We start from the raw sequence: 23,474 nt of genomic DNA, 5'->3' as shown, positions 1-23,474 counted from the left end.
TCATCCCGGAAGCCTCGCAGAGGCTGTCCGGGACCCAGGGGCGGCGCGCACAGCATTCCCTCACCCCCTGGGTCCCGGACAAGCGCTACGCGCTTTCCGGGATGACAAGAATTGTCGGAAAACTACTGCCCATTCCCCGGCGCCCAGGGGAACTTCAGGCTCTCGTAGTACTCCAGGCTCTTGGCCGGAGGCTTCTCGCCCGGCGGCAGCGGGCGCTTGGCGAAGCTGCCGAACCACGCCACCGAGGCGTCGCGCCACCACTGAGCCTCGTCGCGCTGGATCTTGAGGAAGTCGGCGACCTCCTTGTGGCGCTGAGCGTCCACATAGGGCGCCAGGCCCGCCCAGGTCTTCTCCATGCCGTCGACATAGGCGACGCCCCGGCCGTAGTGCTTGACCATCCCGTCCCACAGGGTGTCCCCGGACTTCAGCCGATAGTCCCAGGGCAGGTGGTGGAACCACAGCAGGTCCTTTTCGTCGACGCACTTGAGGTCGGCGAAGCAGGCCCCCACCGTCGGCGCGTACTGGGCCGTGGCGTTGCTGCCCGAGGGCGTGCGGTCGAAGCCGATCCCGTCCGGCCCGGCCTTGGCGTAGTAGACGCTGGTCCAGTCGGCGCGCGGGCCGCCGGACACCCACGGGCCGGGGCCGTAGTGATGCCCCTCGCCCATCTGGTGGTGCAGGCCCAGCGGGGTCATGTAGTCCACCGCCGCCTCGCGCGAGCCCATCATCATGGCCACGACCGGCTTCACCACGCGCGGATCGTTTCCGAAGGTCATCTTCGTCCAGTCGACGGCGATATCCCGGGCCGAAGCCTCCGGGTCCCAGGCCAGGCGGCCGAAGGCGTACCAGTTGGCCTGGTCGAACTCCGATCCGGACCAGTTGCGGTCGGAGCCGATATTGGCCACCCCGGCCATCACCGTCAGCTTGTGGCCGTCCAGCGACCCGTCGATCACCTTGGCCACCGTCGAGCCCTTGCCGTGGGCCATCGTGTCCGAGCGCAGGGTCTCCTCGAACAGCGGGCCGAGATAGACGAGGTGGGTGGAGAAGCCGAGATATTCCTTGGTGATCTGGAACTCCATGCCGAGGTTGCTCTTCGGCATGGCCCCGAACAGCGGGTGGAACGGCTCGCGCGGCTGGAAGTCGATGGCCCCGTTCTTGACCTGGATGACGACATTGTCGCGGAACTGGCCGTCGAACGGCTTGAACTCCGAATAGCCCTGCTTGGCGCGGTCGTCGGGCTGCTCGTGCGAATAGACGAAGGCGCGCCAGATCACGACGCCGCCGTGGGGGCCCACCGCATCGGCCAGCATGTTGGCCCCGTCGACATGGGTGCGGCCATAGTCCTGAGGCCCCGGCTGCCCCTCGGAATTGGCCTTCACCAGGAAGCCGCCGAAATCGGGAATGGCCTTGTAGATCTCGTCGGCCTTCGCCTTCCAGAAGGCGGCGACGGCGGGGTCGGTCGGGTCGGCGGTCTTCAGGCCGCCGTTCTCGATGGGGGCCGAGAAGCGGGCCGACAGATAGACCTTGATCCCATAGGGCCGGAACGTGTCGGCCAGCGCGGCGGCCTTGGCGATATAGGCCGGCGTCAGGCTGTCGGCCTTGGCGTTGACGTTGTTGAGCACCGTTCCGTTGATGCCGATCGAGGCGTTGGCGCGAGCGTAGTCGACCATGCGCGGATCGACATGGCCGGGCAGCCGCCACCAGTCGAAGATCGATTGGCCGGAATAGCCCCGCTCAACGTGGCGGTTGAGGTTGTCCCAATGGTTCAGCATCCGCAGCTTGACCTTGGGAACCGAGGTGATGTCGAGGCTGTCGACGCCCTGGCGGGTCTGGATCAGTTCCAGGTAGCGGAACACGCCATAGAGGACGCCGATGTCCGTATTGGCCGAAATGACGGTGGTCTTCCTGCCGTTTACCGCCTGGGTGCGGATCCGGTAGCCCTCGTCGCCGAGCGCGGGGTCCGCGCCGCCGGACTTCAGCTGGATCACCCCGTCGCGGGCGCCGGCGGCGGCGGTGGCGGGCTTGCCGACCAGGCCAGTCAGGCCGCGCTCCAGCTCGGCGCGGGCGACCTTCAGGGTCGGGGTGGCGGAGGCGGGGGCGATGGCGGCGGCCCGGGCGGCGTAGGCCGGCCTGGCGCTGGCCTCGACGGGCCGATAGCGGAGCCACAGGTCGTAGCCGTCCTCCGCCCGGGCGGAGGGGGCGATCAGGACCAGCCCCAGGATCAGCGCCAGAAAACGCATCGTTTCACTCCCTGTCCCGACTTCGAAAAGGTCGGGTGACCTCAGTCATAGTGGTCAGACCACTGGATTGACAACCCTCATGGTACCGGTACATCGATAGGCGGGGAGGAAGATGGACGCCGCGCCGCGACAACGGCGCGTCCTCGATCTTTGGTCCCCGGTTTCAAACCCCGCGCCCCCAAGGTCCTCGCGTCCCATGCCCAAGATCATCGCCGCCAAGACCATCGTCACCTGCCCGGGGCGCAACTTCGTCACCCTGAAGATCATCACCGACGAGGGCGTGTACGGCATCGGCGACGCCACGCTGAACGGCCGCGAGCTGGCCGTCGAGGCCTATCTGACCCAGCACGTCATCCCCTGCCTGATCGGCCGCGACGCTCACCAGATCGAGGACATCTGGCAGTTCCTTTACCGCGGGGCCTATTGGCGTCGCGGCCCGGTGACCATGGCCGCCATCGCCGCCGTCGATACGGCGCTGTGGGACATCAAGGGCAAGATCGCCGGCCTGCCGGTCTATCAGCTGCTGGGCGGCGCCTGCCGCACGGGGGTCATGGTCTATGGCCACGCCAATGGCGAGACGATCGAAGAGACCCTCGACAACGCCGCCCACTACGCCGAGCAGGGCTACAAGGCCATCCGCCTGCAGACCGGCGTGCCGGGCATGAGCGGCACCTACGGCGTTTCCAAGGACAGGATGTTCTATGAGCCGGCCGACAGCGATCTGCCCAAGGAAACGATCTGGTCGACCGAGCGCTACCTGCGCTCGACCCCGGCCCTGTTCGAAGCCGCCCGCGCCCGCCTGGGCGATGATCTGCATCTGCTGCACGACGTCCACCACCGCCTGACCCCGATCGAGGCCGGCCGCCTGGGCAAGGACCTGGAGCCCTACCGCCTGTTCTGGATGGAGGACGCCACCCCCGCCGAGAACCAGGCCAGCTTCCGCCTGATCCGCCAGCACACCACCACGCCGCTGGCCGTCGGCGAGATCTTCAACTCGGTCTGGGACTGCAAGCAGCTGATCGAGGAGCAGCTGGTCGACTACATCCGCGCTACCGTGGTCCATGCCGGCGGCATCAGCCACCTGAAGAAGCTGGCCAGCTTCGCCGACCTGCACCACGTGCGGACCGGCTGCCACGGGGCCACGGATCTCTCGCCGGTCTGCATGGGCGCGGCCCTGCACTTCGACCTGTCGATCCCCAATTTCGGCGTCCAGGAATATATGCGCCACACGCCCGAGACCGACGCGGTGTTCCCCCATGCCTACACCTTCAGCGACGGCATGTTGCACCCGGGCGAGGCGCCGGGCCTGGGGGTCGATATCGACGAGGACCTGGCGGCCAAATACCCCTACCAGCGCGCCTATCTGCCGATCGCCCGCCGCCTGGACGGCTCGATGCACGACTGGTGAGGCCCTGGTCAGGCCGTCGGGTCAAACCATGAAGGCTGGGCAAGCCTGACCTCCTGGGCGGATAACGCGAAAAATAGGACAATTCGCCCCGGTCTCCGTGTTAGGAGACCAGGGTCCCGAGACCGCCCCATCTGGGCGCATGCGTCCTTTCGAGCCTCCGCCTCCCATGTCAGACAACGTCAAGCTCTACCGAAAGATCGCCGACACCGTGGCCGACGCCATCGAGGCGGGGCAGTACAAGATCGGCGACCGCCTGCCGACCGAGCGCGAGCTGGCCGAACAGTTCGGGGTCTCGCGCCCCACCCTGCGCGAAGCGATGATCGCCCTGGAAATGCTGGGCATGATCGAGGCCCGCCACGGGCTAGGGATCTATGTCACCGGCAATGTCCGCCCCCAGGCGCCCTCGGCCGAGATCGACTTCGAGATCGGCGCCTTCGAGCTGATCGAGGCCCGCCGCCTGTTCGAGGGCGAGGCCGCCGCCCTGGCCGCCACCTCGATCACCGACGAGCAGATCGGCGAGCTGGAAGGCCTGCTGGAGCGCATGCGCGTCGAGGAGGAGATCCGGGGCGAGGACGCCGACCGCGACTTCCACCTGACCATCGCCCGGGCCACCGGCAACGGCGCGATCATCGCCACGGTCGAGAACCTCTGGGATTGGCGCAACCGCTCGTCCCTGGCCCGCAACATCCTGGCCCGCGCCCGCGGCATGGGGCTGGAGCCCCGGATCGTCGAGCACCGCCGGGTGGTCGACGCCCTGAAGGCGCGTGATCCTGCGGCGGCCCGCCAGGCGATGCGCGACCACCTGGAACGCGTGATCGACCACCTTCTGCACGCCACCGAGACCGAGGCCGTGCAGAAGGCCCAGCAGGAGACGAAGGCGCGAAGGAACGCCATCGCGAAAAGGGTGGCGATTTAGGACCCAGGGCCGCGCACCTTCCCTCTCCTCCCCCTTTGGGGGAGGTGGATCGACGCGAATACGCGGCGAGACGGAGGGGGACCGCTCAGGCCTGAATAGCGCCACGGCTAACCCCCTCCACCGCCGTTCGGCGGTTCCCCCAGAGGGGGAGGAGAGACGAACTCCATGACGCGCTCGCCGCTCCGTGGCACAGCTAGCACCATGCGCTTCCCCGCCCTGAAACCCGACTCCGACCAGATGCTGCACCTCGACGCCCTGCGCATCGTCGGGGCGTTGATGATCGTGGTGTTCCACTTCAACCGCTTCATCAATCTGGACGGCCGCTGGCAGGCCGCCGACGATACGATCAAGAGCTTCAGCCTGATCGTGGACCTGTTCTTCCTGATCTCCGGCTACGTCATGGCCGCGATCTATACCGGCCGCCTGACCACGCTCGCCAAGTACCGCGACTTCTTGCAGAAGCGCGTCGCGCGCCTGGGGCCGCTGCACTGGGCGACCCTGCTGGTGTTCGTGGCCATCGCCGCCCTCGGCTGGGCCGGGGTGCTGAACGAGCGGGATCCGTCGCGCTACGACGTCTCGTGCATCGCCCAGAACGTGCTGTTCATCCACGCCTGGGGGACCTGCCACGCCCAGACCTGGAACTTCGTCAGCTGGGCGATCAGCGCCGAGATGGGAATGTATGTCGCCCTGCCGCTGCTGTTCTGGATCACCGCGCGCGGCTGGCGGGCGACCGCTCTGGTGGCGTTCGGAAGCCTGGCCCTGCTGCTGTGGATCTCGCGCACCGGCGAGACCTTCTCGCAGTGGACCTACGATTTCGGCGTCGCCCGCGCCGTGCCCGGCTTCATGCTGGGCATGTTGGCGTTCCAACTGAAGGACGTGCTGGCGAAACTGCCCTTCGCCCGCTTCGTGATGTGGGCCCTGCTGGCGGCGTTCTTCGTCGCCTCCTGGGCCGGCGCGTCGCGGACCTCGTTGCTCCTCCTGGTCTACGCCGTCGGCCTGGCCGGGGTCGCGGCCGACGCGGCGGGCGTCCAGGGCGGGGTAAGCAAGGCCCTGGCCCCGTGGGCGCAGCTCAGCTTCAGCCTCTACCTGCTGCACCCGATCGCCCTGAAGATCGCGCTGAACTGGGTGGGGCTGGGGATGTGGGGGCTGAATGGAGACGCCATGCGGCTGTGGTGCCTGCTGTGGGTGATCCTGCTGATCCCGGTGGCGTACCTGTCGCTGATCGGGTTCGAGCGGCCGGCGCGGGATGCGTTGGCTAGGATGGGCAAACCGCCCAAAGAAGCCCCCTCTCCCATGGGGAGAGGGTTGGGGTGAGGGGTTACGAGGTTCGACGGCGTGCCGGCACTCCGGCTGCCGCTGTAACCCCTCACCCTCCCCCCGCTACGCGGCGGGCCCCTCCCTCTCCCTAAAGAAGAGGGTCCAAGAGAACTCGATCAGCCCTGCGCGATCCGATCCACCCACCCCGGCAGCTCACTGATGCTGCCCAGCTCCGCATACCGCGCGTGCCCCACCGGCGCTTCGGCCGCCTCGTGCGACCAGACCAGGGGATAGGGGATCAGCGCGCTCCAGCAGCCGGCTTCCAGCGCCGGCAGGATGTCCGAGCGCATCGAGTTCCCGGCCATCACAGCCTGCTCGGCGCCCGTGCCGTAGCGGTCGAACACCCGGCGGTAGGTCCCGGCGTCCTTCTCCGACACGATCTCGACGGCCACGAAGTAGTCGCCCAGCCCGGAAGAGGCCAGCTTCTGCTCCTGGTGCAGCAGATCGCCCTTGGTGATCAGGATCAGGCGGTAGCGGTCGGACAGCTCGGCCAGGGCCTTGTCGACGCCCGACAGCGGCTCGATCGGCTCGGTCAGCATCTCGCGGCCCACGGCCAGGATCTCGCGGATCACCCGGGTGTCGACCCGGCCGTCGGTGACCTCCAGCGCCGTCTCGATCATCGACAGGGTGAAGCCCTTGGCCCCGTAGCCATAGACCCGCAGGTTACGCTTCTCGACGGCCAGCAGCTGGCTCTCGATCTTCTCGGCGTCGCCATGGTCGGACAGCAGGTCCAGGAAGCGCGCGTGGGAAAGCCGGAACTTGCTCTCGCAGTGCCAGAGGGTGTCGTCGGCGTCGACGCCGACGGTGGTGATGGTGCTCATTGAGGCAGCCATAGCAAAACGGCTCGGCGGTCGCGAGAGGGCCCTTGCTCGCTCCCTGACCATCTTGTCAGTTAGCCGTCAGGCTGCGGACCCCCTGGCCTTGCTAGACCCGGCCTAAGCTTCCCCTCCGCAACGACGGAATTTTGTATGATATCGCTCGTGCGGACGGCCTTGGCGCGTCCCTATACCTTCATCGTGATGGCCGCGATGATCCTGATCGTCGGCGTCCTGGCGATCCTGCGGACGCCGACCGACATCTTCCCCAATATCCGCGTGCCCGTCGTCGCCGTGGCCTGGACCTATGGCGGCCTGTCGCCGGCCGACATGTCGGGACGGATCCTGACACCCTACCAGCGGACCCTGACCACCACGGTCAACGACATCGACCACATCGAGGCGACCTCGCTGCAGGGCATCGGGGTGGTGAAGATCTACTTCCAGCCGGGAGCCGACGTGCGCCTGGCCAACGCCCAGATCACCGCCATCTCGCAGACCCTGCTGCGCCAGATGCCGCCAGGCGTGACCCCGCCGCTGATCCTGAACTACAACGCCTCGACCGTGCCGATCCTGCAGCTGGCCCTGGCCGGCCAGGGCCTGTCCGAGCAGCAACTGTCCGACTTCGGCCTCAACGTCATCCGCACGCGCCTGGTCACCGTGCCCGGGGCGGCCGTGCCGTTGCCGTTCGGCGGCCGGAGCCGCCAGATCCAGGTCGACATCGACCCGCAGGCCCTGCTGTCCAAGGGCCTGTCGGCGTCCGACGTCGGGGCGGCGATCGCGGCCCAGACCCAGATCACCCCAGCCGGTTTCGTCAAGATCGGCGAGTTCCAGTACAGCCTGCGCCTGAACAACGCCCCCGGCTCGGTCGAGGAGCTGAACGCCCTTCCCGTCAAGACCATCAACGGCGCGACCATCCGCATCGGCGATGTCGCCCACGTGCGCGACGGCTCGGCCCCGCAGCAGAACATCGTCCACGTCGACGGCCAGCGCTCGGTGCTGATGACCGTTCTGAAGTCGGGCGCCACCTCGACCATCGCCATCGTCGACGGCGTCCGGGCCGCCCTGCCCGACCTGAAGGCCCAGCTGCCGCCCGCGCTGACCGTCACCCCGCTGAACGACCAGTCGACCTTCGTGAAGGCCGCCGTCGAGGGCGTGGTCCATGAAGGCGCCCTGGCGGCCGTGCTGACCTCGCTGATGATCCTGCTGTTCCTGGGCTCGTGGCGCTCGACGGTGATCATCGCCGTCTCGATCCCGCTGGCCGTTCTGGCGGCGATCGCGGCCCTGGCGGCGTTCGGCCAGACCCTGAACGTCATGACCCTGGGCGGCCTGGCCCTGGCCGTCGGCATCCTGGTCGACGACGCCACCGTCACCATCGAGAACATCAACTGGCACCTGGAGCACGGCAAGGACGTCCGGACGGCGATCCTGGACGGCGCGGCCCAGATCGTCACCCCGGCCTTCGTGTCCCTGCTGTGCATCTGCATCGTCTTCGTGCCGATGTTCTTCCTGCCGGGCGTGTCGGGCTTCCTGTTCGTGCCGATGGCGCTGTCGGTGGTCTTCGCGATGATCGCCTCGTTCCTGCTGTCACGGACCCTGGTGCCGACCATGGCGGCCTACCTGCTCAAGCCGCACGTGCCGCATGACGAGGAGGCCCCGTCGACCAACCGCTTCGTGCGCTTCCAGCGTGGTTTCGAGCGGAGCTTCTCGAAGGTGCGCGACGCCTATGCCGGCCTGCTGGGCTTTGCCTTGGACGCGCGCGGCGTGTTCGTCGTCGGCTTCCTGGCGTTCGCCCTGCTGAGCCTGGCCCTGGTCCCGTTCCTGGGCCAGAACTTCTTCCCGGCAGTGGACTCCGGCTCGATCGCCCTGCACGTCCGCGCCCCGGTCGGCACGCGGATCGAGGAGTCGGCGGCCCTGTTCGACCGCATCCAGCGCCACGTCCGCACCGTGATCCCGGCCGACGAGGTCGAGACCATCGTCGACAACATCGGCCTGTCCTCCAGCGGCATCAACACCGCCTACAACGCCTCGGGGACCATCGGTCCGCAGGACGGCGACATCCTGATCAGCCTGAAGAAGGGCCACCGCCCGACCGACGGCTATATCAAGGCGCTGCGCGAGGAGCTGCCCAAGGCCTTCCCCAGCGCGACCTTCTCGTTCCTGCCGGCCGACGTGACCAGCCAGATCCTCAACTTCGGCAGCCCGGCCCCGATCGACATCCAGGTCACCGGCGGCGACGCGGCGACCAACCAGGCCTACGCCAAGAAGATCCTGCGCGAGATCCGGAGCATCCGGGGCATAGCCGACGTGCGCATCCAGCAGCCGGCCGCCGCGCCGGAGCTGCGTTTCGACGTCGACCGCACCCGCATCCACGCCCTGGGCCTGGACGAGCGCGACGTCACCGCCAGCCTGGCCGGCGCCGTGGCCGGCAGCCAGCAGACCGCCCCGGTGTTCTGGCTGAACCCGAAGAACGGCGTCTCCTATCCCGTCGTCGCCCAGACGCCGGAATACATGCTGGACAGCTTCGACAAGCTGCGTTCGATCCCGGTCACCGGGGCCCGCGCGACAGACTCCGCGCCGCGGGTGCTGGGAGGCCTGGGCACGCTCAGCCGGGGTTCCACCGCCGCCGTGGTCTCGCAGTACAACATCCAGCCGATGGTCAATGTCTTCGCCGCCACCCAAGGCCGCGACCTGGGCGGCGTGGCGGCCGACATCGAGAAGGCCCTCAAGAAGCTGGAGAAGGACAAGCCCGCCAAGGTCAAGGTGAACCTGCGCGGCCAGTTCCAGACCATGAACACCGCCTTCTCCGGCATGGGCTGGGGCCTCTTGGGCGCGGTGGTGATGATCTATCTGCTGATCGTCATCAACTTCCAGTCCTGGCTGGATCCGTTCGTGATCATCTCGGCCCTGCCCGCCGCCCTGGCCGGCATCGCCTGGATGCTGTTCGCCACCGGGACGCCGCTGTCGGTGCCGGCCTTGACCGGCGCGATCATGTGCATGGGCGTGGCCACGGCCAATTCGATCCTGGTGGTCAGCTTCGCCCGCGAGCGGCTGACGGCCACGGGCGACGCGGTCCAGGCCGCGTTCGAGGCCGGGGTCACCCGCTTCCGCCCGGTGCTGATGACGGCCCTGGCCATGATCATCGGCATGGCGCCGATGGCCCTGGCCCTGGGCGAAGGCGCCGAGCAGAACGCCCCCCTGGGCCGCGCGGTGATCGGCGGCCTGATCTTCGCCACCTGCGCCTCCCTGCTGTTCGTCCCCACCATCTTCTCCATCGTTCACGGCCGCCGCCCCCGCGCGGAAGCCGCCTCCCCCGAAGGCGTCGCCCATGTCTGAGTCCCCCCCGCGCCCCTCTGGCGACTACCCCAAGACCAGCGCCCGAAGCCTGCGACGCCTGGCCTTGATCGGCGGGGCCGGCTTCGTGGTGATCCTGGCCGCCGGGACAGCCTCGCGGCTGATGGCCAGCCAGGACCTGAAAAAGACCAGCCAGGCCAGCGCCCTGACCACGGTCCACGTCGTCCAGCCGGGCGGCGGCGAAAGCGCCGACCTCGTCTTGCCGGGCCGTCTGCAGGCCTGGGCCGAGGCCCCGGTCTATGCCCGCACCGACGGCTATCTGCGCCGCTGGTATGTCGACATCGGCCAGCCGGTGAAGGCGGGCCAGGTGCTGGCCGAGATCGACGCCCCGGAAGTCGACCAGCAACTGGTCGCCGCCCGCGCCGCCCTCGCCACCGCCCAGGCTCAACGTGATCTGGCCGCCACCACCGCCGCCCGCTGGAAGCGCCTGGTCGGCGAGAACGCGGTCTCACAGCAGGAGGCCGACGAGCGCGCCGGCGACCTGGCCGCTCGCGAGGCCATGCGCAACGAAGCTGTGGCCAATGTCCGCCGGCTGGAGAGCCTGACCGCCTTCAAGCGGATCGTCGCCCCGTTCGACGGGGTGGTGACCAGCCGCGACACCGACCAGGGCGCCCTGATCAGCGCCGGCGGCGCGCGGCCCTCGCCGCTGTTCACGGTGTCCGACACCCGCCGCCTGCGCCTCTATGTCAGCGTGCCACAGAGCCTGGCCGGCCAGATCCGTCCGGGCATGAGCGCCACCTTCGCCTCGCCCGACCTGCCGGGCCGGACCTTCAACGCCCGCCTGGTGCGCACGGCCGACGCGGTCGACGCCCAGTCGGGGTCGATGCTGATCCAGCTGGAGGTCGACAACGCCGCCGGCGCTCTCAAGCCCGGCGCCTACGCCCAGGTCAGCCTGGACCTGAAGGCGGCGAACGCCGCCGCGGCCAGCGCGGTGCGGATCCCGTCCAACGCCCTGCTGTTCCGCAAGGAGGGGACGGCCGTGGCCGTGGTCGGCGGCGACAACACCGTCTCGATCCGCCCGGTCAAGATCGCCCGCGACGACGGGGCCGAGCTGGAACTGGCCGGCGGCGTCGCGGCCAACGACTGGATCGTCACCAGCCCGCCGGACGCCATCGCCAGCGGCGACCACGTCAACGTCGTCAAGGCCAAGACGGGAGCCGCCGGTGCGAAGGGTTAGCCTCCTGATCCTGGCGGGCCTGGGTCTCGCGGGCTGCTCGATGGCCCCGGCCTATGCGCCGCCGACACCGGCCGCGCCCGTCGCCTTCCGCGACACCGGCCCCTGGACCCCGGCCGCGCCGGCGGAAGCCGTCCGCGACGGGACCTGGTGGGCGGTGTTCAAGGACCCGACGCTGGACGGCCTGGAACGCCGGCTGGAGAGCGGCAGCGCCGACCTCGCCGCCGCCCTGGCCCGCTACGACCAGGCCCGCGCCCTGTCGCGCCAGGCCTCGAGCGCCCTGCTGCCCCGCTTCGGCGCCTCGGCCAGCGTCGAGCGCCAGCGCACCCCGGCCAATGGCCGCTACGACACCACCACCCTGGCGGCCAGCGCCGCCTATGAGCTGGACCTGTGGGGCCGGGTCCGCAACCTGGTCGCCGCCGGCCGCGCCGACGCGCAAGCCAGCGCCGCCGACCTGGCCGGCGTGCGTCTCAGCCTGCAGGCCCAGTTGGCCGATACCTATTTCAACCTGCGCGGGGCCGACGCCCAGATCGCGGTGCTGGGCTCGACGGTCGAGGCCTATCAACGCGCGCTCGACCTGACCAACCGCCGCCAGGCCGGCGGCGCGGCCAGCGGACTCGACACCGGCCGGGCCCAGACCCAGCTGGCGGCGACGCAAGCGCAGTACGAGCAGGCGGTGGCCGACCGGGCCTTGCTTGAACACGCCATCGCCGTGCTGGTCGGCGAGCCGGCCTCCAGCTTCACGCTGGCCGCCGCGCCGCAACTGATCGAGGCCCCGGTCACCCCGGTCGGCGCGCCCTCGACCCTGCTGCAGCGCCGGCCCGACATCGCCGCGGCAGAGCGCCGGATGGCGGCGGCCAACGCCCGCGTGGGCGTCGCCCGCGCCGCCTGGTTCCCGAGCGTCACCCTGGCCGCGGCCGGCGGCTACCAGTCCAACGGCGGCGAACTGCTGAGCGCCGCCAACCACGTCTGGGCCCTGGGCCCGCTGGCCGCCGCCCTGCCGCTGTTCGACGGCGGCGCCCGCAAGGCCGAGGTCGCCCGCGGCCGCGCGGTGTTCGACGAGACCGCCGCCGGCTACCGCCAGACCGTGCTGGACGCCTTCCGCGAGGTCGAGGACCAGATGGTCCTGGCCAACCGCCTGGCCGCCGCCCAAGGCCGCCAGGACGAAGCCCTCGCCGCCGCCGTCCGCACCACCGCCCTGGCCACGACCCGCTATCGCGAAGGCGCGGCCAGCTACCTGGACGTGGTCACGGCCCAGACGGCGGAACTGCAAGCGCGGCGTGAAGCCCAGGACCTGCGGACCCGGCGGTTGTCAGCCAGCGTGGACCTGATCCGGGCGCTGGGCGGGGGTTGGGGGGCGCTCAAAATCCCTCTCTCTTAGAGAGAGGGATTCTAAGCCTCGACCGCTTCCCGCTCCGGCGTGATCACCGGCCCGACACCCGCCTCGCTCCCCGGCAGCAGGAACCCGATCAGCACCTCGCCGCCCTCGCATCGCGCGAAGACCGACCCGCCGTGCATCAGGACGATGGCCTTGACCACCGCCAGGCCCAGGCCATGGATCTCGCCGCTGTCCTTGCGGGCGCGGTCGAGGCGGTAGAAGCGGTCGAACAGGCGGGCCAGGTGCGCCTCGGGGATCGGGCCGCCGCGATTGCGGACGGACAGGCAGACGGCCTTGTCCCGCGGCTCGATCGTCACCCGCACGGTCTTGCAGTCGACGCCGTGGCGGATGGCGTTGTCGAGCAGGTTGGTCACCGCCCGGCCCAGCAGCGAGGCGTCGGCGTTGACCGTGGCGTCGCCGCGCACCTCCAGCTTGACCTCGGCGTCCTCGAACAGCACGTCCAGGAAGTCGGCGGTCTTGTGGGTCAGGGCCGCCAGCGACAGCGGGGCCAGGTTGGCCGCGAGCGCCCCCTGGTCGGCGCGGGCCATGAACAGCATGTCGTTGATGATCGTGCGCAGGCGCTCCAACTCCTCGAGGTTGGAGTGCAGCGTCTCCTCCAGTTCGTCGGCGTCGCGGGGGCGCGAAAGGGCCACCTGGGTCTGGCCGATCAGGTTGCCCAGCGGCGTGCGCAGCTCATGGGCGACGTCGGCGTTGAAGGCCGCCAACCGATCATAGGCCGCCTGCAGCCGGTCCAGCGCGCCGTTGAAGGCGCTCATCAGCCCGACCAGTTCGGCCGGCAGGTCGCGGGTAGGCATCCGCAGGGAAAGGTCGGCCGGGTTCAGGGCGCCGGCGCGGTGCGACAGGCGGTCCGCCGGCGCCAGCCCCCTACGCGCGATCCACCAGCCCAGAAGGCTGACCAGCCCGGTCGTCAGCACCGACATGGCCAGGGCCCCCACGCCCAGCACGTAGCGCGAGGCGTCGAACGGCGCGGTGGCGGCCGCGATGACCAGCCGCGCCTCCGGGCGCAGGCCATAGGCCGGCACGCGCCGGGCAAGGGTCATGAACCGCTTGCCGTCGACATGGATGACGCCGAGGCCGTCCCGGGCCGGCTCCAGCGCCGCGCCCGGCGTGAACCGGAAGCGCGGGTCGGCGGACTCGATCCGGTAGCGGATGCCGCCGTCGGCCGGGGTGAACGACTTCAGCTTGTCGGTCAGCAGCGGCCAGCGGAGCGGATCGCCGGCTCGGCGGATCATCGCCTCGATGATCTGCGAGCGGGCGCTCAGCTCCTCGGCCTGGTGGCGCTTCAGTTCCAGGCTCTGGAAGCTGAACAAGGCCACGCCGGCCAGCATGGAGACCAGGCTGGTGGCGATGGCGAACATCAGGGCCAGGCGGCCGGCGATGGATCTGGGGGCCAGGGAGCGCGGCGTCACGGCGGGGTTCCCTCGGGACGGTGCTCGAGGACGTAGCCCATGCCGCGCACCGTGTGCAGCAGCTTGGTCTCGAACATCCCGTCGATCTTGGCCCGCAACCGCTTGATGGCGACCTCGACGACGTTGGTGTTGGTGTCGAAATTGATGTCCCAGACCAGCTCGGTGATGATGGTCTTGGAGACGATCTGCGACTGACGGCGGCCCAGCACGACCAGCAGGGCGAACTCCTTGGCCGTCAGGTTCAGCCGCCGGCCCGCCCGCGTGGCGCGCCGCGCCAGCAGGTCCAGGTGCAGGTCGCCGACCGTGATCGTCGACGACTCGCTGCGCCCGCGCCGGGTGATGGCCTGCAGCCGGGCCAGGAGCTCCAGGAACGAGAACGGCTTGACCAGATAGTCGTCGGCCCCCGCGCCCAGGCCCTTCAGCCGGTCCTCGACGCTGTCGCGGGCGGTCAGCATGATCACAGGCGTCTGGCGGGTCTGGCGCAGGCGGGCCAGCACCTCGACCCCGTCCAGGCCCGGCAACATGCCGTCCAGCACCACCGCGTCATAGTCCAGGGTCTGGGCCAGGTGCAGGCCGTCCTCGCCATTGCCGGCGAAGTCGACGGCGTAGCCCTGCTCGGTCAGCCCCTTGCGCAGGTAGGCGACGGTCTTGGGCTCGTCCTCGACGATCAGGATCTTCATCAGGGTGAGGCGTCTCACGACCAGCGGCCCGGAGTGCGGAGGCAATCCGGGCCGACAAGATAAGGCGCCCTCGCGTCCGCCGCCATCGCTGGAGGTGGGGGACCATGTCCGGCGGCGAGGCGAGGACGGCGCATCCTGCCGCGCCTCCACGGTCGTCAGCCTGACCGCCGGATGACATTTCTGACCGGAAGCGCGGATTCTGGTCGGCCCGATCGAACCATTTCCGCCGCAAGTTCCCTTTAAACGGCGCGCCCAAATCCGCGCGCCCGTCGGTATCCGCCCGAGGTTTTCTATTGTCCTTGCTTGATCGCCGCGCCGCCCTGACGCTCCTGGCGGGGGGGGGCGCCGCCGCCGACCGGGCGCCGGAAACGGCCGAGGAGTTTCCCGACGGGCGCGAGGTCTGGCTGGAGCGCGACGCGCGGGGCCGGCTGGCCATCCACGCCCTGATGGAGAGCCCGGGGATCGTCGGCGCCTACAGGTTCGTCAACGATCGCGACGGCCTGGCCATGGTCTACGGCGCGGACGCCATCCACACCCGCGCGCGCGCCAAACTGGTGTCGAGCCAGACGGAGTGAGGGCGCCATCGCTCCCCTAAAAGAACCGTAATGCCCGGATTGCAATTTTCGATTGCGAGCCGAGCTTCGCCGTGAGAGCCCTGGTGATCTCAAGGCGGGGCGTCGATGTTGCTGTTGTGGTTCCAGGCCGCCGCGTCGGAGGCGGCCCAGAAGGTCGAGTCTATCGTCGTCACCGCCCGGCCGGCCCAGGTTCGCGACAAGATCGACCGCCGCGTCTACGACGTCCGAGCGGACACCGGATCGCAGGGCGGCGTCGCTCTGGACATCCTCAATCGCATCCCCTCCGTGACGGTGTCGCCGAGCGGCCGGATCGCGCTGCGCGGCGATACCGGCGTCCAGATCCTGATCAACGGCAAGCCGCCGCCCACCGGGACGTCGGTGCTGCAATCCCTGCCCGCTTCAAGCGTCAGCGGCATCGAGGTGATGACCAACCCGTCGGCGCAATTCTCGCCCGACGGCACGGCCGGGATCATCAACATCGTCACGCGCCAGGGGCGCGCGCTGGGCGTCTCCGGCACGATCTCGGCCCGGGCCGACACGCGCGAGCAGACCCACATCTCGGCCAGCGCCTCGGCCACCCGGGGCGACTGGAGCGTCGACGGCCGCGTCCTGCTGATCCACGGCCCGGCGGAAACCGACGCCCACTACAGCCAGCGCGACGCGGCGAGCGACCGGAGCCTGGTGGCGAGGGACAGCCGCGGCAAGTCGAAGCTGGACTTCGCCCAGGCATCGCTGGGAGTCACCCGGCGGCTTTCCGAGAACCGCGAACTGAGCGTGGAGGCCCACCACATGGGCAATCGCTTCCGCGTCGACAACCTGGCCCATTATCAGGCGTTCGGCGGCGCCCCGGTGCAGTCGGAGGAGGCGGGGACGCAGCGCGACACGAACCGGTCCGACGACATCCAGGCCAGCTATTCCGACACCTGGCCCGATGATCGCGGCTCGCTCGAGGCCAATATCTCGCATTCCCAAAGCGACAACCGGAGCCGTATGGACCACGACGACCACCAGGTCGCGCCGACGGCTCTGGTTCAGCGCTACGGCGACACCCAACGCAGCCGGGGGCCGGACGATCAGGCCAAGGTCGCGGTGGTCGCCAATCTGGCCGGCGGCGCCATCCTGACCACCGGCCTGGAAGCCAACCGGGTCGAGCGCGATCTCTTCCGGTCCTATGACGGCGACATCGCCGTGCTGGGCCTGGCGAGCGGCGATCTCGGCGTGTTCAACGCCCGGCGGTCCAGCCTCTCGGGCTATGCGACCTACCAGTTCCCGTTCGCCGGCTTCAAGCTGATGCCCGGCCTGCGGGTCGAGACGGAATCCCTGCGGCTGAACGCGCCGGCCGCCGCGCGCGACCGCGACGTCACGCGCCTCTTCCCCTCGTTCCACCTGTCTCATCCGCTGGTCGGCGGCAAGCTCAAGGCCAGCTACAGCCGCCGCATCCAGCGCCCAGAACTGGAGCTCTATGACCCCCGACGGATGCCGAGCAGCCAGCGCAGCGCCATGCAAGGCAACCTGGATCTCGCCTCGACCACCACCGAGTCCTACGAGAGCGGCTACGAGCGGACCTTCGGCAAGACGACGCTGGGGCTGACGGCCTATTACCGCGTCAGCCACGATCCCTGGCAGAGATACACCACCTGGAATCCCGACCTGACCACCGCGAGCCGGCCGCTGAACTACGACCGCGCGACGTCCGGAGGGCTGGAGGCCAATGCTCGCGGCGAGGCGCCCGGCGGCTGGAAGTACGTCGTCAACCTGAACGTTTTCCGCCGGCAACTGGTCCCGGCCACCGCGACCCTCTCGACCGCGACCCGGACGAACTATTCCGGCAATATCGTGGTCGATAAGGTTCTGAAGAACGGCGACAAGCTGCAGTTCAATCTCAGTGGCGTGGGCAAGACCCCTACGCTGCAGGGCTATCAGGCCGCCTACCAGCAGCTGGACGCCACCTGGAGCCACAAGCTGGACGCCCGCTATTCGGTGACCCTGAACGCCACGGACATCTTCAACACCAACCGGCAGCGCAGCCGCTATCGGGATGGCGGCGTGGTGATCGACAGCGACCTCGCCCCCAACGCCCGGGCGGTGCGCGTGTCGCTGGTCTACAAGTTCAAGGCCAAGGTCTAGCCTGGTCCTGCACGCATTGCCCATGGCGCGGCGCTTTCCATCGCGGTAGGCCAGGGCCGTCGATCCCCAAGGTGAGCCCCATGGATTTCTCGAAGCTGCAGGCCGTCAGCACGGTCACCACCGAGTGGAAATATCCGCTGAAGCCAGCCAACCGTTCGGGGCTGCTGCGGGTCGACCAGGGGCCGGACCACAAGCTCTATTGGGAAGAATACGGCAACCCGGACGGCGAGCCGGTGATGTTCCTGCACGGCGGTCCGGGCGGGGCGTGCGCGCCGGTGATGTCGCGGTTCTTCGATCCCCAGCGCTACCGCGTGATCCTGTTCGACCAGCGCGGTTGCGGCAAGAGCGAGCCGACGGTCGCGACCCATGGCCCGCGAATCGCCCTGACCCGCAACGACACCAACCATCTAGTCGACGACATCAACCGCCTGCGCGACGCCCTCGGGATCACCGGCAAGATGCACGTGTTCGGCGGCAGCTGGGGCAGCACCCTGGCCCTGGTCTACGGCATCCGCCACCCGGACAAGGTGGCCTCGCTGATCCTACGCGGCATCTTCCTCGGCGCCAGCGAGGACCTGCTTTACATGTACCAGGGCAACGCCGCGACCTTCGCCGACGCGCCCTACGCCCTGACCGAGCCGGGCAGCTACGTGACCTATCCCGACGCGTGGAAGGCCTTTGTCGAGGAGATCCCGGCCGGCCAGCGCGGCGACATGATGGCCGCCTACAAGGCGATCTTCGACCTGGAGGCCAAGACGGAGACCGACCGCGCCCGCCAGCTGCGCGCCGCCGTGGCCTGGTCGGTCTGGGAAGGGACGATCTCGAACATGATCCCGAAGGACAGCGACCCGGGCAAGTTCGGCGAGGCCGACTTCGCCCTGTGCTTCGCCCAGATCGAGGCCCACTTCTTCGCCAACGGCCTGTTCCTGGAACCGGACTACATCGTCGGCAACGTCGACAAGTTCGCCGCCGTCCCGACCCACATCGTTCACGGCCGCTTCGACCAGGTGTGCCCGCTGACGCAGGCCTCGCGGCTGATCGCGGCCATGGCGGCGGCGGGCGCGGCCCCGGCCAGCTACGTCAAGACCAATGCCGGCCACAGCGCCATGGAAGCCCAGACCGTGCTGGCCCTGACGGCGATCATGGACGGCCTGCCGCCGATCGGCTGAGGTCGCGAGGCGTTATGCCGCATGACCCAACGCCTTGATCCGGCCCCGGAGCAACCTACTTATCGCGATAAGCTTTTTTATGATAAGAAGCTGACGACGCCCGCCGCCCCAGGAGTTCGCGCTCGATGTCCTCGTCCGCCCCCGGCCCCGAATTCATTCCGCTGGACAACCAGCTGTGCTTTTCGCTCTACGCCACGACCCTGGCGATCAACCGCACCTACAAGCCGATGCTGGACGGCCTGGGCATCACCTATCCGCAGTACCTGGTGCTGAGCGCGCTGTGGGAGGAGGACGGCCAGACGATCGGCGCGATCGGGACCCGGCTGTCGCTGGAGCCCAGCACCATCACGCCCCTGGTCAAACGCTTGGAGCAGGCCGGTTTCGTCGACCGTCAGCGCGACCCGATCGACGAGCGGCAGGTGCGGGTGCGGCTGTCGAAGAAGGGCCTGGATCTGCGCGCCGACGCCACCTGCCTGACCTCGACCCTGCTGGAGAAGTCCGGCCTGACCGTGCCGCAGATCACCGAGCTGAACACGCGCGTGCTGGCGCTGCGGCGGGCCTTGGTGAACGAGGGCTAGGAGCCTAGAGCATTTTCCGATCCAACTGGATCGGTGAAATGCTCTAGCGTCTTGTTTTGACGCATTTTCTGACGACGAACCGGTATCCACTTCGTCGGAAAATGCTCTAGCAGGCTGTTGAAGAAGCCTCCCGTCTGGCGATGAAGTTGGCTTCGTCGCCGCCGTGGAAGCAGATCTGGCCCTTGAGGGAGCCGTCGGGCTGGAGTTGAGCCCATCCGTCGCCCTGGGCCTCATCCATTTCGTCGTTTCCGCGCCAGTCGAACTGCACGGCGTCGTGGTCGCCGGCGGCGGCGAAGGCGCCAGTGACGCAGCCGAAGGCGAACTGGCCATGGGTGGCTTCGAAGAGGATGTAGGCGGGCTCCATCATGTCCCGATAGTCGTCAGTGTAGTCGGGCGTCTGGACGATGCGCCACTGGCCCAGGACGCTCATGCCGGGGCCGCCAGGAGCTTGGGCAGACGGATCAGGTTGTAGGCCGCCAGCGCCAGGGTGAAGGCGGCGTCGACCTTGGCGCGGCCGCGCACCTTGACCTTGGCTAGGCCGGCCGAGCCCTTGATCCAGCCGAACACCTCTTCGATGCGCTTGCGACATCGCTGGCTGATCGCATAGCCGGGGTGGCGCTTGGTGCGGCCGTCAATGGCGGTCGAGCGCGGCTTGCCCAGCTTGGACAGGTGGCCATCGACGGCGATGTGCGGTGTCACCCGGCGCGCCCGAAGTTGGCCAATGAAGTCGCGCACGTCATAGGCCTTGTCGGCGCCCAGGGTGATCCGACGCCGGCCGCTTCTTCGGTCCAGCATCGCCACAGCCGCCTCGCGCTCGGCTGTGCCCGTGGCCAGGGTCACCCCACCATCCGTCACCAGGCCATGGCGGTTCTCCATCAGGGCGTGGCCCATATAGCAGAGCCTCGCCGGCTGGCCGTCGCCCTTCTTATAGAGCCGAGCCTCAGGATCGGTGGTGCTGCGGTGCGTCTGGTTGGAACGCTTCTCCTTGTGGAAGCCGCGCTCGGCGTTGCGACCCGGCCCCTCGGGATCGCTGTCGTCGCCATCGACCCTGCGGAAGCTCTTGGTCGACGCCCAGGCTTCGATCAGCGTGCCGTCCACCGAGAAGTGGTCTGACGACATCAGCCGCTTCACCCGAGGCTGGGCCAGCACCGCGCGCAGGAACTTGCCGGCGATCTCGCCCGCCAACAGCCGGTCGCGGTTCTTGGTGAAACTGGAATGATCCCAGGCCGCATCGTCCACGCCAAGACCTACAAACCAGCGGAACAGCAGGTCAAACTCCATCCGCTCCATCAACTGGCGCTCCGATCGGATGCCGTAGAACGCCTGCAGCAGCATGGCGCGCAACAACCGTTCCGGCGGGATCGACGGACGTCCCAGCCTCGGCGGATAGAGCGCCGCGAAGTCCGCGCTCAAATCCCCAAGCGCCCCGTTCGCGATCTCCAGGATCGGCCGCAAGGGATGATCGCGCCGAACCCGAGCATCCAGATCTACATATGAGAACAGCGACCCCGTCCGCTCGTCCGACCCGCGCATCCACCCCTCCAGAGCTCCCGCCCAAAGAGTGAATCATGTCGAACTCCGCCCCGCTACGGACTTCTTCAACAGCCTGCTAGAAGCTCAGCACTACGAACATCACCGCGCTGATCGGAATCGCCGCCGAAAGCGCCATGTGCAGCACGGTCTCGGTCAAGCTGAAGACCGAGCGGCTGGGCAGCTTGAACGGGGCGGCGGCTGGCGTCATGGCGGGTGCTCCTTGCACGCTGTAGCTTGCACCCTGACTGGTTAACGATCCGGGATCTTGAACGAACCGATCGCTGCGACAAGTTGTCAGGCGGCCTTCTCCTCACCCGTTTTCAGGGGGAGGTGGCGCGGCGCCGACAGGCGACGTGACGGAGGGGGCGTGGCCAGACCTCAGGCCCAGCTGGCCGGGCCTTCCGGCCGCCGGCGCGAGGTCGGCGCGTAGCGGTGTCCCTTGTTCACGCGGCGCAGCGAGGCCGGGTAGCGGTGCAGCTGCTGCTCGGGCCGGATTGGCCGGGCCACCAGGCCGCCGCCACAGTCGGGACACACCGCGTCGAAGCGGATGTCCGCGCAGTCGGCGCAGAAGGTGTGTTCGAAGGTGCAGATTCGGGCCGCGGCGCTGGCCGGCGGCAGGTCCGCGTCGCAGCACTCGCAATTGGGGCGCAGTTCGAGCATGGGGCCGTCCTCCCGTGTTCGTTTGACGCTTCGCGTGTTTGGGTCTGGAAGCCTTGTACCATAAGGGCTTTTGAGCCCCTCGCGCGAGGGTGCGCGTTCGCCGATCACGGGAATGTGGAAACAAGCCAGATTCGCGTGATCAGCGGGGGTTGACCCCCCTCCCCATACCCCCTAGACACCGCGCCGTTTGCGCGGGCGGTCGGACCACAAGTCCGACCGCTTTCTTGCAGGCGAACGCCCCGGCTCGCCGGGGCTGGGCCGGGGTTACACCTTGCCCGCTTTTTTGCGAAAATAGTCCCAACCCAGCACGCGTCCAGGAGCGCTCCACGGAATGTCCCAAGACCTTCTCCCCGGCGTTACCGGCGTTCTGGCCCTGGCCGACGGCACGATCCTGCAAGGCGTGGGCTGCGGCGCGGTCGGCGACGCGGTCGGCGAGGTGTGCTTCAACACCGCCATGACCGGTTATCAGGAGATCCTGACCGACCCGTCCTACATGGCCCAGATCGTCGCCTTCACCTTCCCGCACATCGGCAATGTCGGGACCAATGTCGAGGACGTCGAGCAGATCACCGGCGTGGCCGAGACGGCCGCCCGCGGCGCGCTGTTCCGCGACGTCCCGACCGAGCAGGCCAACTGGCGCGCCAACAGCGATTTCGACGCCTGGATGAAGGCGCGCGGCGTCATCGGCCTGGCCGGCATCGACACCCGCGCCCTGACCCGCAAGATCCGCGAGACCGGCATGCCGCACGGCGTCATCGCCCACTCGCCCGAGGGCAAGTTCGACCTGGAAGCCCTGGTCGCCAAGGCCAAGGCCTGGGCCGGCCTGGAAGGCCTCGATTTGGCCAAGGACGCCTCGACCACCCAGACCTTCACCTGGGACGAGGGCCTGTGGTCGTGGCCGGAAGGCTACGCCAAGCTGGACAAGCCCAAGTACGAAGTGGTCGTCATCGACTACGGCGTGAAGCGCAACATCCTGCGCGCCCTGGCCCATGTCGGCGCCCGCGCCACGGTGGTGCCGGCCAACACCTCGGCCGAGGACATCCTGGCCCGTAATCCGGACGGCGTGCTGCTGAGCAACGGTCCCGGCGACCCGGCCGCCACGGGCGAGTATGCGGTTCCGGAAATCCAGAAGCTGGTCGCCAGCGGCAAGCCGGTGTTCGGCATCTGCCTGGGCCACCAGATGCTGGCCCTGGCCCTGGGCGCCAAGACCGTAAAGATGGAACAGGGCCACCATGGCGCCAACCACCCGGTCAAGGACCTGACCACCGGTAAGGTCGAGATCGTCTCGATGAACCACGGCTTCACCGTGGACAGCGAGAGCCTCCCCGCCCCGGTCCAGGAGACCCACGTCTCGCTGTTCGACGGCACCAACGCCGGCATCCAGCTGGCCGACAAGCCGGTGTTCTCGGTGCAGCACCACCCGGAAGCCTCGCCCGGCCCGACGGACAGCCTGTACCTGTTCGAACGCTTCGCGGGTTTGATGGACAAGGCGAAGTAAGCGCCTAGGCGCTCCCTTCGCTCCGCCCCCATGAGGGGGAGGAGAACAGAACCAAGGAAGCCCGCGTCACTCGGTGGCGCGGGCTTCTTGCTGCTTGGACCAAAAATGGTGGGGGCCGCCTCCCGCAAGACTAGGGGGCAAAGCGGGAGGCGGCGGCCAGACGCCCTCTACAGGGGGGCGCTTCGGGCGTCTGGCGGGGGAGCCGGCCGGTTCGGGTGACGCTCCGAAGGCGGGCGGGCTCACGCTCTTGAACGGGGGGAGGCTGACCTCAGACCTTGAGGTCGAGAAGACGCTTGTTCATCTCGTCGGCGGTCTTGAGGACCGCCGCATTGGCCTTGAAGTCGGTGGCCGCGGTGATCTGGGCGACGCGTTCGCCGACATAGTCGACGTCCTTGGTCTCGGCGTTCTTTTCCACCTGGGCGTCCGAAGCGGCCACCCGCTGGGCCGAAGCGCTGAGGCGGTCGGCGGCGGCCATCATTCCGGCGGCGGAGATCGAGAGAGCCTGCATGAGATGCCTCCGTCAGGGCCTGGGGTTCTTGACGTTGGTTATCCGGCCGGTTGGGTTAAGCCCTCGCAATCGAAAATGGTAAAATTCACGGCTTGGTCATCTTTTTTAGCAGCGGTT

General features: G+C 68.7%; 20 protein-coding genes and 1 pseudogene. 11 read left to right on the top strand and 10 right to left on the bottom strand.

Annotation, left to right across the window (positions count from 1 at the left end):
- Positions 1-122 precede the first annotated feature (122 nt).
- The gene (locus ACW175_RS04555) at positions 123-2,237 is read right to left on the bottom strand and encodes an alpha-glucuronidase family glycosyl hydrolase (protein WP_492103458.1); all 2,115 of its coding nucleotides are present in this window, start codon (positions 2,235-2,237) and stop codon (positions 123-125) included.
- Positions 2,238-2,433: 196 nt separating this feature from the next.
- On the opposite strand from ACW175_RS04555, the gene manD reads away from it, so the two are divergent.
- From manD to ACW175_RS04540, 3 genes are all read left to right on the top strand, one after another.
- The gene (manD, locus tag ACW175_RS04550) at positions 2,434-3,645 is read left to right on the top strand and encodes a D-mannonate dehydratase ManD (protein WP_492103457.1); all 1,212 of its coding nucleotides are present in this window, start codon (positions 2,434-2,436) and stop codon (positions 3,643-3,645) included.
- Positions 3,646-3,811: 166 nt separating this feature from the next.
- The gene (locus tag ACW175_RS04545) at positions 3,812-4,561 is read left to right on the top strand and encodes a FadR/GntR family transcriptional regulator (RefSeq protein WP_492103456.1); all 750 of its coding nucleotides are present in this window, start codon (positions 3,812-3,814) and stop codon (positions 4,559-4,561) included.
- Between the two features lie 165 nt (positions 4,562-4,726).
- Complete coding sequence (locus tag ACW175_RS04540; RefSeq protein ID WP_492103455.1) at positions 4,727-5,875, top strand: acyltransferase family protein; 1,149 nt, start codon at positions 4,727-4,729, stop codon at positions 5,873-5,875.
- Here the strand turns inward: ACW175_RS04540 and ACW175_RS04535 are convergent.
- Both ACW175_RS04535 and ACW175_RS04530 read right to left on the bottom strand, forming a co-directional pair.
- Positions 5,842-5,979: pseudogene (locus tag ACW175_RS04535) on the bottom strand (hypothetical protein); the annotation flags it as partial. The gene ACW175_RS04540 and the pseudogene ACW175_RS04535 sit on opposite strands and share 34 nt — an antisense overlap.
- A 15-nt stretch (positions 5,980-5,994) precedes the next feature.
- On the bottom strand, positions 5,995-6,699 hold the full coding sequence (locus ACW175_RS04530) for an HAD family hydrolase (RefSeq protein WP_492103454.1): 705 nt from the start codon (positions 6,697-6,699) through the stop codon (positions 5,995-5,997).
- A 147-nt stretch (positions 6,700-6,846) separates the two neighbouring features.
- On the opposite strand from ACW175_RS04530, the gene ACW175_RS04525 reads away from it, so the two are divergent.
- Genes ACW175_RS04525 through ACW175_RS04515 form a run of 3 tightly spaced genes read left to right on the top strand, consistent with a single transcriptional unit; the run spans position 6,847 to position 12,602 of the window.
- Positions 6,847-10,029, top strand: coding sequence for an efflux RND transporter permease subunit (locus tag ACW175_RS04525; protein WP_492103453.1), 3,183 nt, complete (start codon positions 6,847-6,849; stop codon positions 10,027-10,029).
- Entirely contained in the window at positions 10,022-11,224 is a 1,203-nt protein-coding gene (locus tag ACW175_RS04520) for an efflux RND transporter periplasmic adaptor subunit (RefSeq protein WP_492103452.1), read from the top strand. The genes ACW175_RS04525 and ACW175_RS04520 overlap by 8 nt, the downstream gene beginning before the upstream one ends.
- Positions 11,211-12,602: an efflux transporter outer membrane subunit gene (locus ACW175_RS04515; protein ID WP_492103451.1), complete on the top strand. Its 1,392-nt coding sequence runs from the start codon at positions 11,211-11,213 to the stop codon at positions 12,600-12,602. The genes ACW175_RS04520 and ACW175_RS04515 overlap by 14 nt, the downstream gene beginning before the upstream one ends.
- Positions 12,603-12,613: 11 nt before the next feature.
- Here ACW175_RS04515 and ACW175_RS04510 read toward each other — a convergent pair whose 3' ends face one another.
- Both ACW175_RS04510 and ACW175_RS04505 read right to left on the bottom strand, forming a co-directional pair.
- Positions 12,614-14,029 (bottom strand): heavy metal sensor histidine kinase, encoded by a 1,416-nt coding sequence (locus ACW175_RS04510; RefSeq protein ID WP_492103450.1) that lies wholly within the window; start codon positions 14,027-14,029, stop codon positions 12,614-12,616.
- Positions 14,026-14,727, bottom strand: coding sequence for a heavy metal response regulator transcription factor (locus ACW175_RS04505; RefSeq protein ID WP_492103449.1), 702 nt, complete (start codon positions 14,725-14,727; stop codon positions 14,026-14,028). Before ACW175_RS04505 ends, ACW175_RS04510 begins: the two co-directional genes overlap by 4 nt.
- A gap of 275 nt (positions 14,728-15,002) precedes the next feature.
- Here ACW175_RS04505 and ACW175_RS04500 point away from each other — a divergent pair, with 275 nt between their 5' ends.
- From ACW175_RS04500 to ACW175_RS04485, 4 genes are all read left to right on the top strand, one after another.
- Positions 15,003-15,284 carry a glucan biosynthesis protein gene (locus ACW175_RS04500; protein WP_492103448.1) on the top strand — a complete coding sequence of 94 codons (282 nt, stop codon included), beginning with the start codon at positions 15,003-15,005 and terminating at the stop codon, positions 15,282-15,284.
- A 105-nt stretch (positions 15,285-15,389) separates the two neighbouring features.
- Complete coding sequence (locus ACW175_RS04495; RefSeq protein ID WP_492103447.1) at positions 15,390-17,411, top strand: TonB-dependent receptor; 2,022 nt, start codon at positions 15,390-15,392, stop codon at positions 17,409-17,411.
- Positions 17,412-17,491: 80 nt separating this feature from the next.
- Positions 17,492-18,580 carry a prolyl aminopeptidase gene (gene pip / locus ACW175_RS04490; protein WP_492103446.1) on the top strand — a complete coding sequence of 363 codons (1,089 nt, stop codon included), beginning with the start codon at positions 17,492-17,494 and terminating at the stop codon, positions 18,578-18,580.
- A gap of 125 nt (positions 18,581-18,705) precedes the next feature.
- The gene (locus tag ACW175_RS04485) at positions 18,706-19,158 is read left to right on the top strand and encodes a MarR family winged helix-turn-helix transcriptional regulator (RefSeq protein ID WP_492103445.1); all 453 of its coding nucleotides are present in this window, start codon (positions 18,706-18,708) and stop codon (positions 19,156-19,158) included.
- Between the two features lie 106 nt (positions 19,159-19,264).
- On the opposite strand, the gene ACW175_RS04480 is transcribed toward ACW175_RS04485, so the two are convergent.
- The 4 genes from ACW175_RS04480 to ACW175_RS04465 all read right to left on the bottom strand — a co-directional run bounded on the left by ACW175_RS04480 (position 19,265) and on the right by ACW175_RS04465 (position 21,351).
- A complete protein-coding gene (locus tag ACW175_RS04480) occupies positions 19,265-19,588 on the bottom strand; it encodes a hypothetical protein (protein WP_492101776.1) in 324 nt (107 codons plus the stop codon).
- Positions 19,585-20,691, bottom strand: a complete 1,107-nt coding sequence (locus tag ACW175_RS04475) for an IS5 family transposase (protein ID WP_492101777.1) — start codon at positions 20,689-20,691, stop codon at positions 19,585-19,587. Before ACW175_RS04475 ends, ACW175_RS04480 begins: the two co-directional genes overlap by 4 nt.
- 76 nt (positions 20,692-20,767) lie before the next feature.
- On the bottom strand, positions 20,768-20,899 hold the full coding sequence (locus ACW175_RS04470; protein ID WP_492103444.1) for a hypothetical protein: 132 nt from the start codon (positions 20,897-20,899) through the stop codon (positions 20,768-20,770).
- 170 nt (positions 20,900-21,069) lie between these two features.
- Entirely contained in the window at positions 21,070-21,351 is a 282-nt protein-coding gene (locus ACW175_RS04465; protein WP_492103443.1) for a DUF1272 domain-containing protein, read from the bottom strand.
- Positions 21,352-21,682: 331 nt separating this feature from the next.
- Here ACW175_RS04465 and carA point away from each other — a divergent pair, with 331 nt between their 5' ends.
- Positions 21,683-22,849: a glutamine-hydrolyzing carbamoyl-phosphate synthase small subunit gene (carA, locus tag ACW175_RS04460; RefSeq protein ID WP_492103442.1), complete on the top strand. Its 1,167-nt coding sequence runs from the start codon at positions 21,683-21,685 to the stop codon at positions 22,847-22,849.
- 268 nt (positions 22,850-23,117) lie between these two features.
- Here carA and ACW175_RS04455 read toward each other — a convergent pair whose 3' ends face one another.
- Entirely contained in the window at positions 23,118-23,357 is a 240-nt protein-coding gene (locus ACW175_RS04455; protein ID WP_492103441.1) for a flagellar basal body rod C-terminal domain-containing protein, read from the bottom strand.
- Between the last annotated feature and the right edge of the window lie 117 nt (positions 23,358-23,474).

Source organism: Caulobacter sp. FV1ye6ST (assembly GCF_058681225.1).
The sequence above is the reverse complement of the archived record's forward strand: the minus strand, read 5'-3'. Positions and strand labels throughout refer to the sequence as shown.

Excerpts from the sequence above, each read along its gene's own strand:
- ACW175_RS04555 (WP_492103458.1), bottom strand. The coding sequence starts at position 2,237 with ATGCGTTTTCTGGCGCTGATCCTGGGGCTGGTCCTGATCGCCCCCTCC.
- manD (WP_492103457.1), top strand. The coding sequence starts at position 2,434 with ATGCCCAAGATCATCGCCGCCAAGACCATCGTCACCTGCCCGGGGCGC.
- ACW175_RS04545 (WP_492103456.1), top strand. The coding sequence starts at position 3,812 with ATGTCAGACAACGTCAAGCTCTACCGAAAGATCGCCGACACCGTGGCC.
- ACW175_RS04540 (WP_492103455.1), top strand. The coding sequence starts at position 4,727 with ATGACGCGCTCGCCGCTCCGTGGCACAGCTAGCACCATGCGCTTCCCC.
- ACW175_RS04530 (WP_492103454.1), bottom strand. The coding sequence starts at position 6,699 with ATGAGCACCATCACCACCGTCGGCGTCGACGCCGACGACACCCTCTGG.
- ACW175_RS04525 (WP_492103453.1), top strand. The coding sequence starts at position 6,847 with ATGATATCGCTCGTGCGGACGGCCTTGGCGCGTCCCTATACCTTCATC.
- ACW175_RS04520 (WP_492103452.1), top strand. The coding sequence starts at position 10,022 with ATGTCTGAGTCCCCCCCGCGCCCCTCTGGCGACTACCCCAAGACCAGC.
- ACW175_RS04495 (WP_492103447.1), top strand. The coding sequence starts at position 15,390 with ATGTTGCTGTTGTGGTTCCAGGCCGCCGCGTCGGAGGCGGCCCAGAAG.
- pip (WP_492103446.1), top strand. The coding sequence starts at position 17,492 with ATGGATTTCTCGAAGCTGCAGGCCGTCAGCACGGTCACCACCGAGTGG.
- ACW175_RS04485 (WP_492103445.1), top strand. The coding sequence starts at position 18,706 with ATGTCCTCGTCCGCCCCCGGCCCCGAATTCATTCCGCTGGACAACCAG.
- ACW175_RS04480 (WP_492101776.1), bottom strand. The coding sequence starts at position 19,588 with ATGAGCGTCCTGGGCCAGTGGCGCATCGTCCAGACGCCCGACTACACT.
- ACW175_RS04475 (WP_492101777.1), bottom strand. The coding sequence starts at position 20,691 with ATGCGCGGGTCGGACGAGCGGACGGGGTCGCTGTTCTCATATGTAGAT.
- ACW175_RS04470 (WP_492103444.1), bottom strand. The coding sequence starts at position 20,899 with ATGACGCCAGCCGCCGCCCCGTTCAAGCTGCCCAGCCGCTCGGTCTTC.
- ACW175_RS04465 (WP_492103443.1), bottom strand. The coding sequence starts at position 21,351 with ATGCTCGAACTGCGCCCCAATTGCGAGTGCTGCGACGCGGACCTGCCG.
- carA (WP_492103442.1), top strand. The coding sequence starts at position 21,683 with ATGTCCCAAGACCTTCTCCCCGGCGTTACCGGCGTTCTGGCCCTGGCC.
- ACW175_RS04455 (WP_492103441.1), bottom strand. The coding sequence starts at position 23,357 with ATGCAGGCTCTCTCGATCTCCGCCGCCGGAATGATGGCCGCCGCCGAC.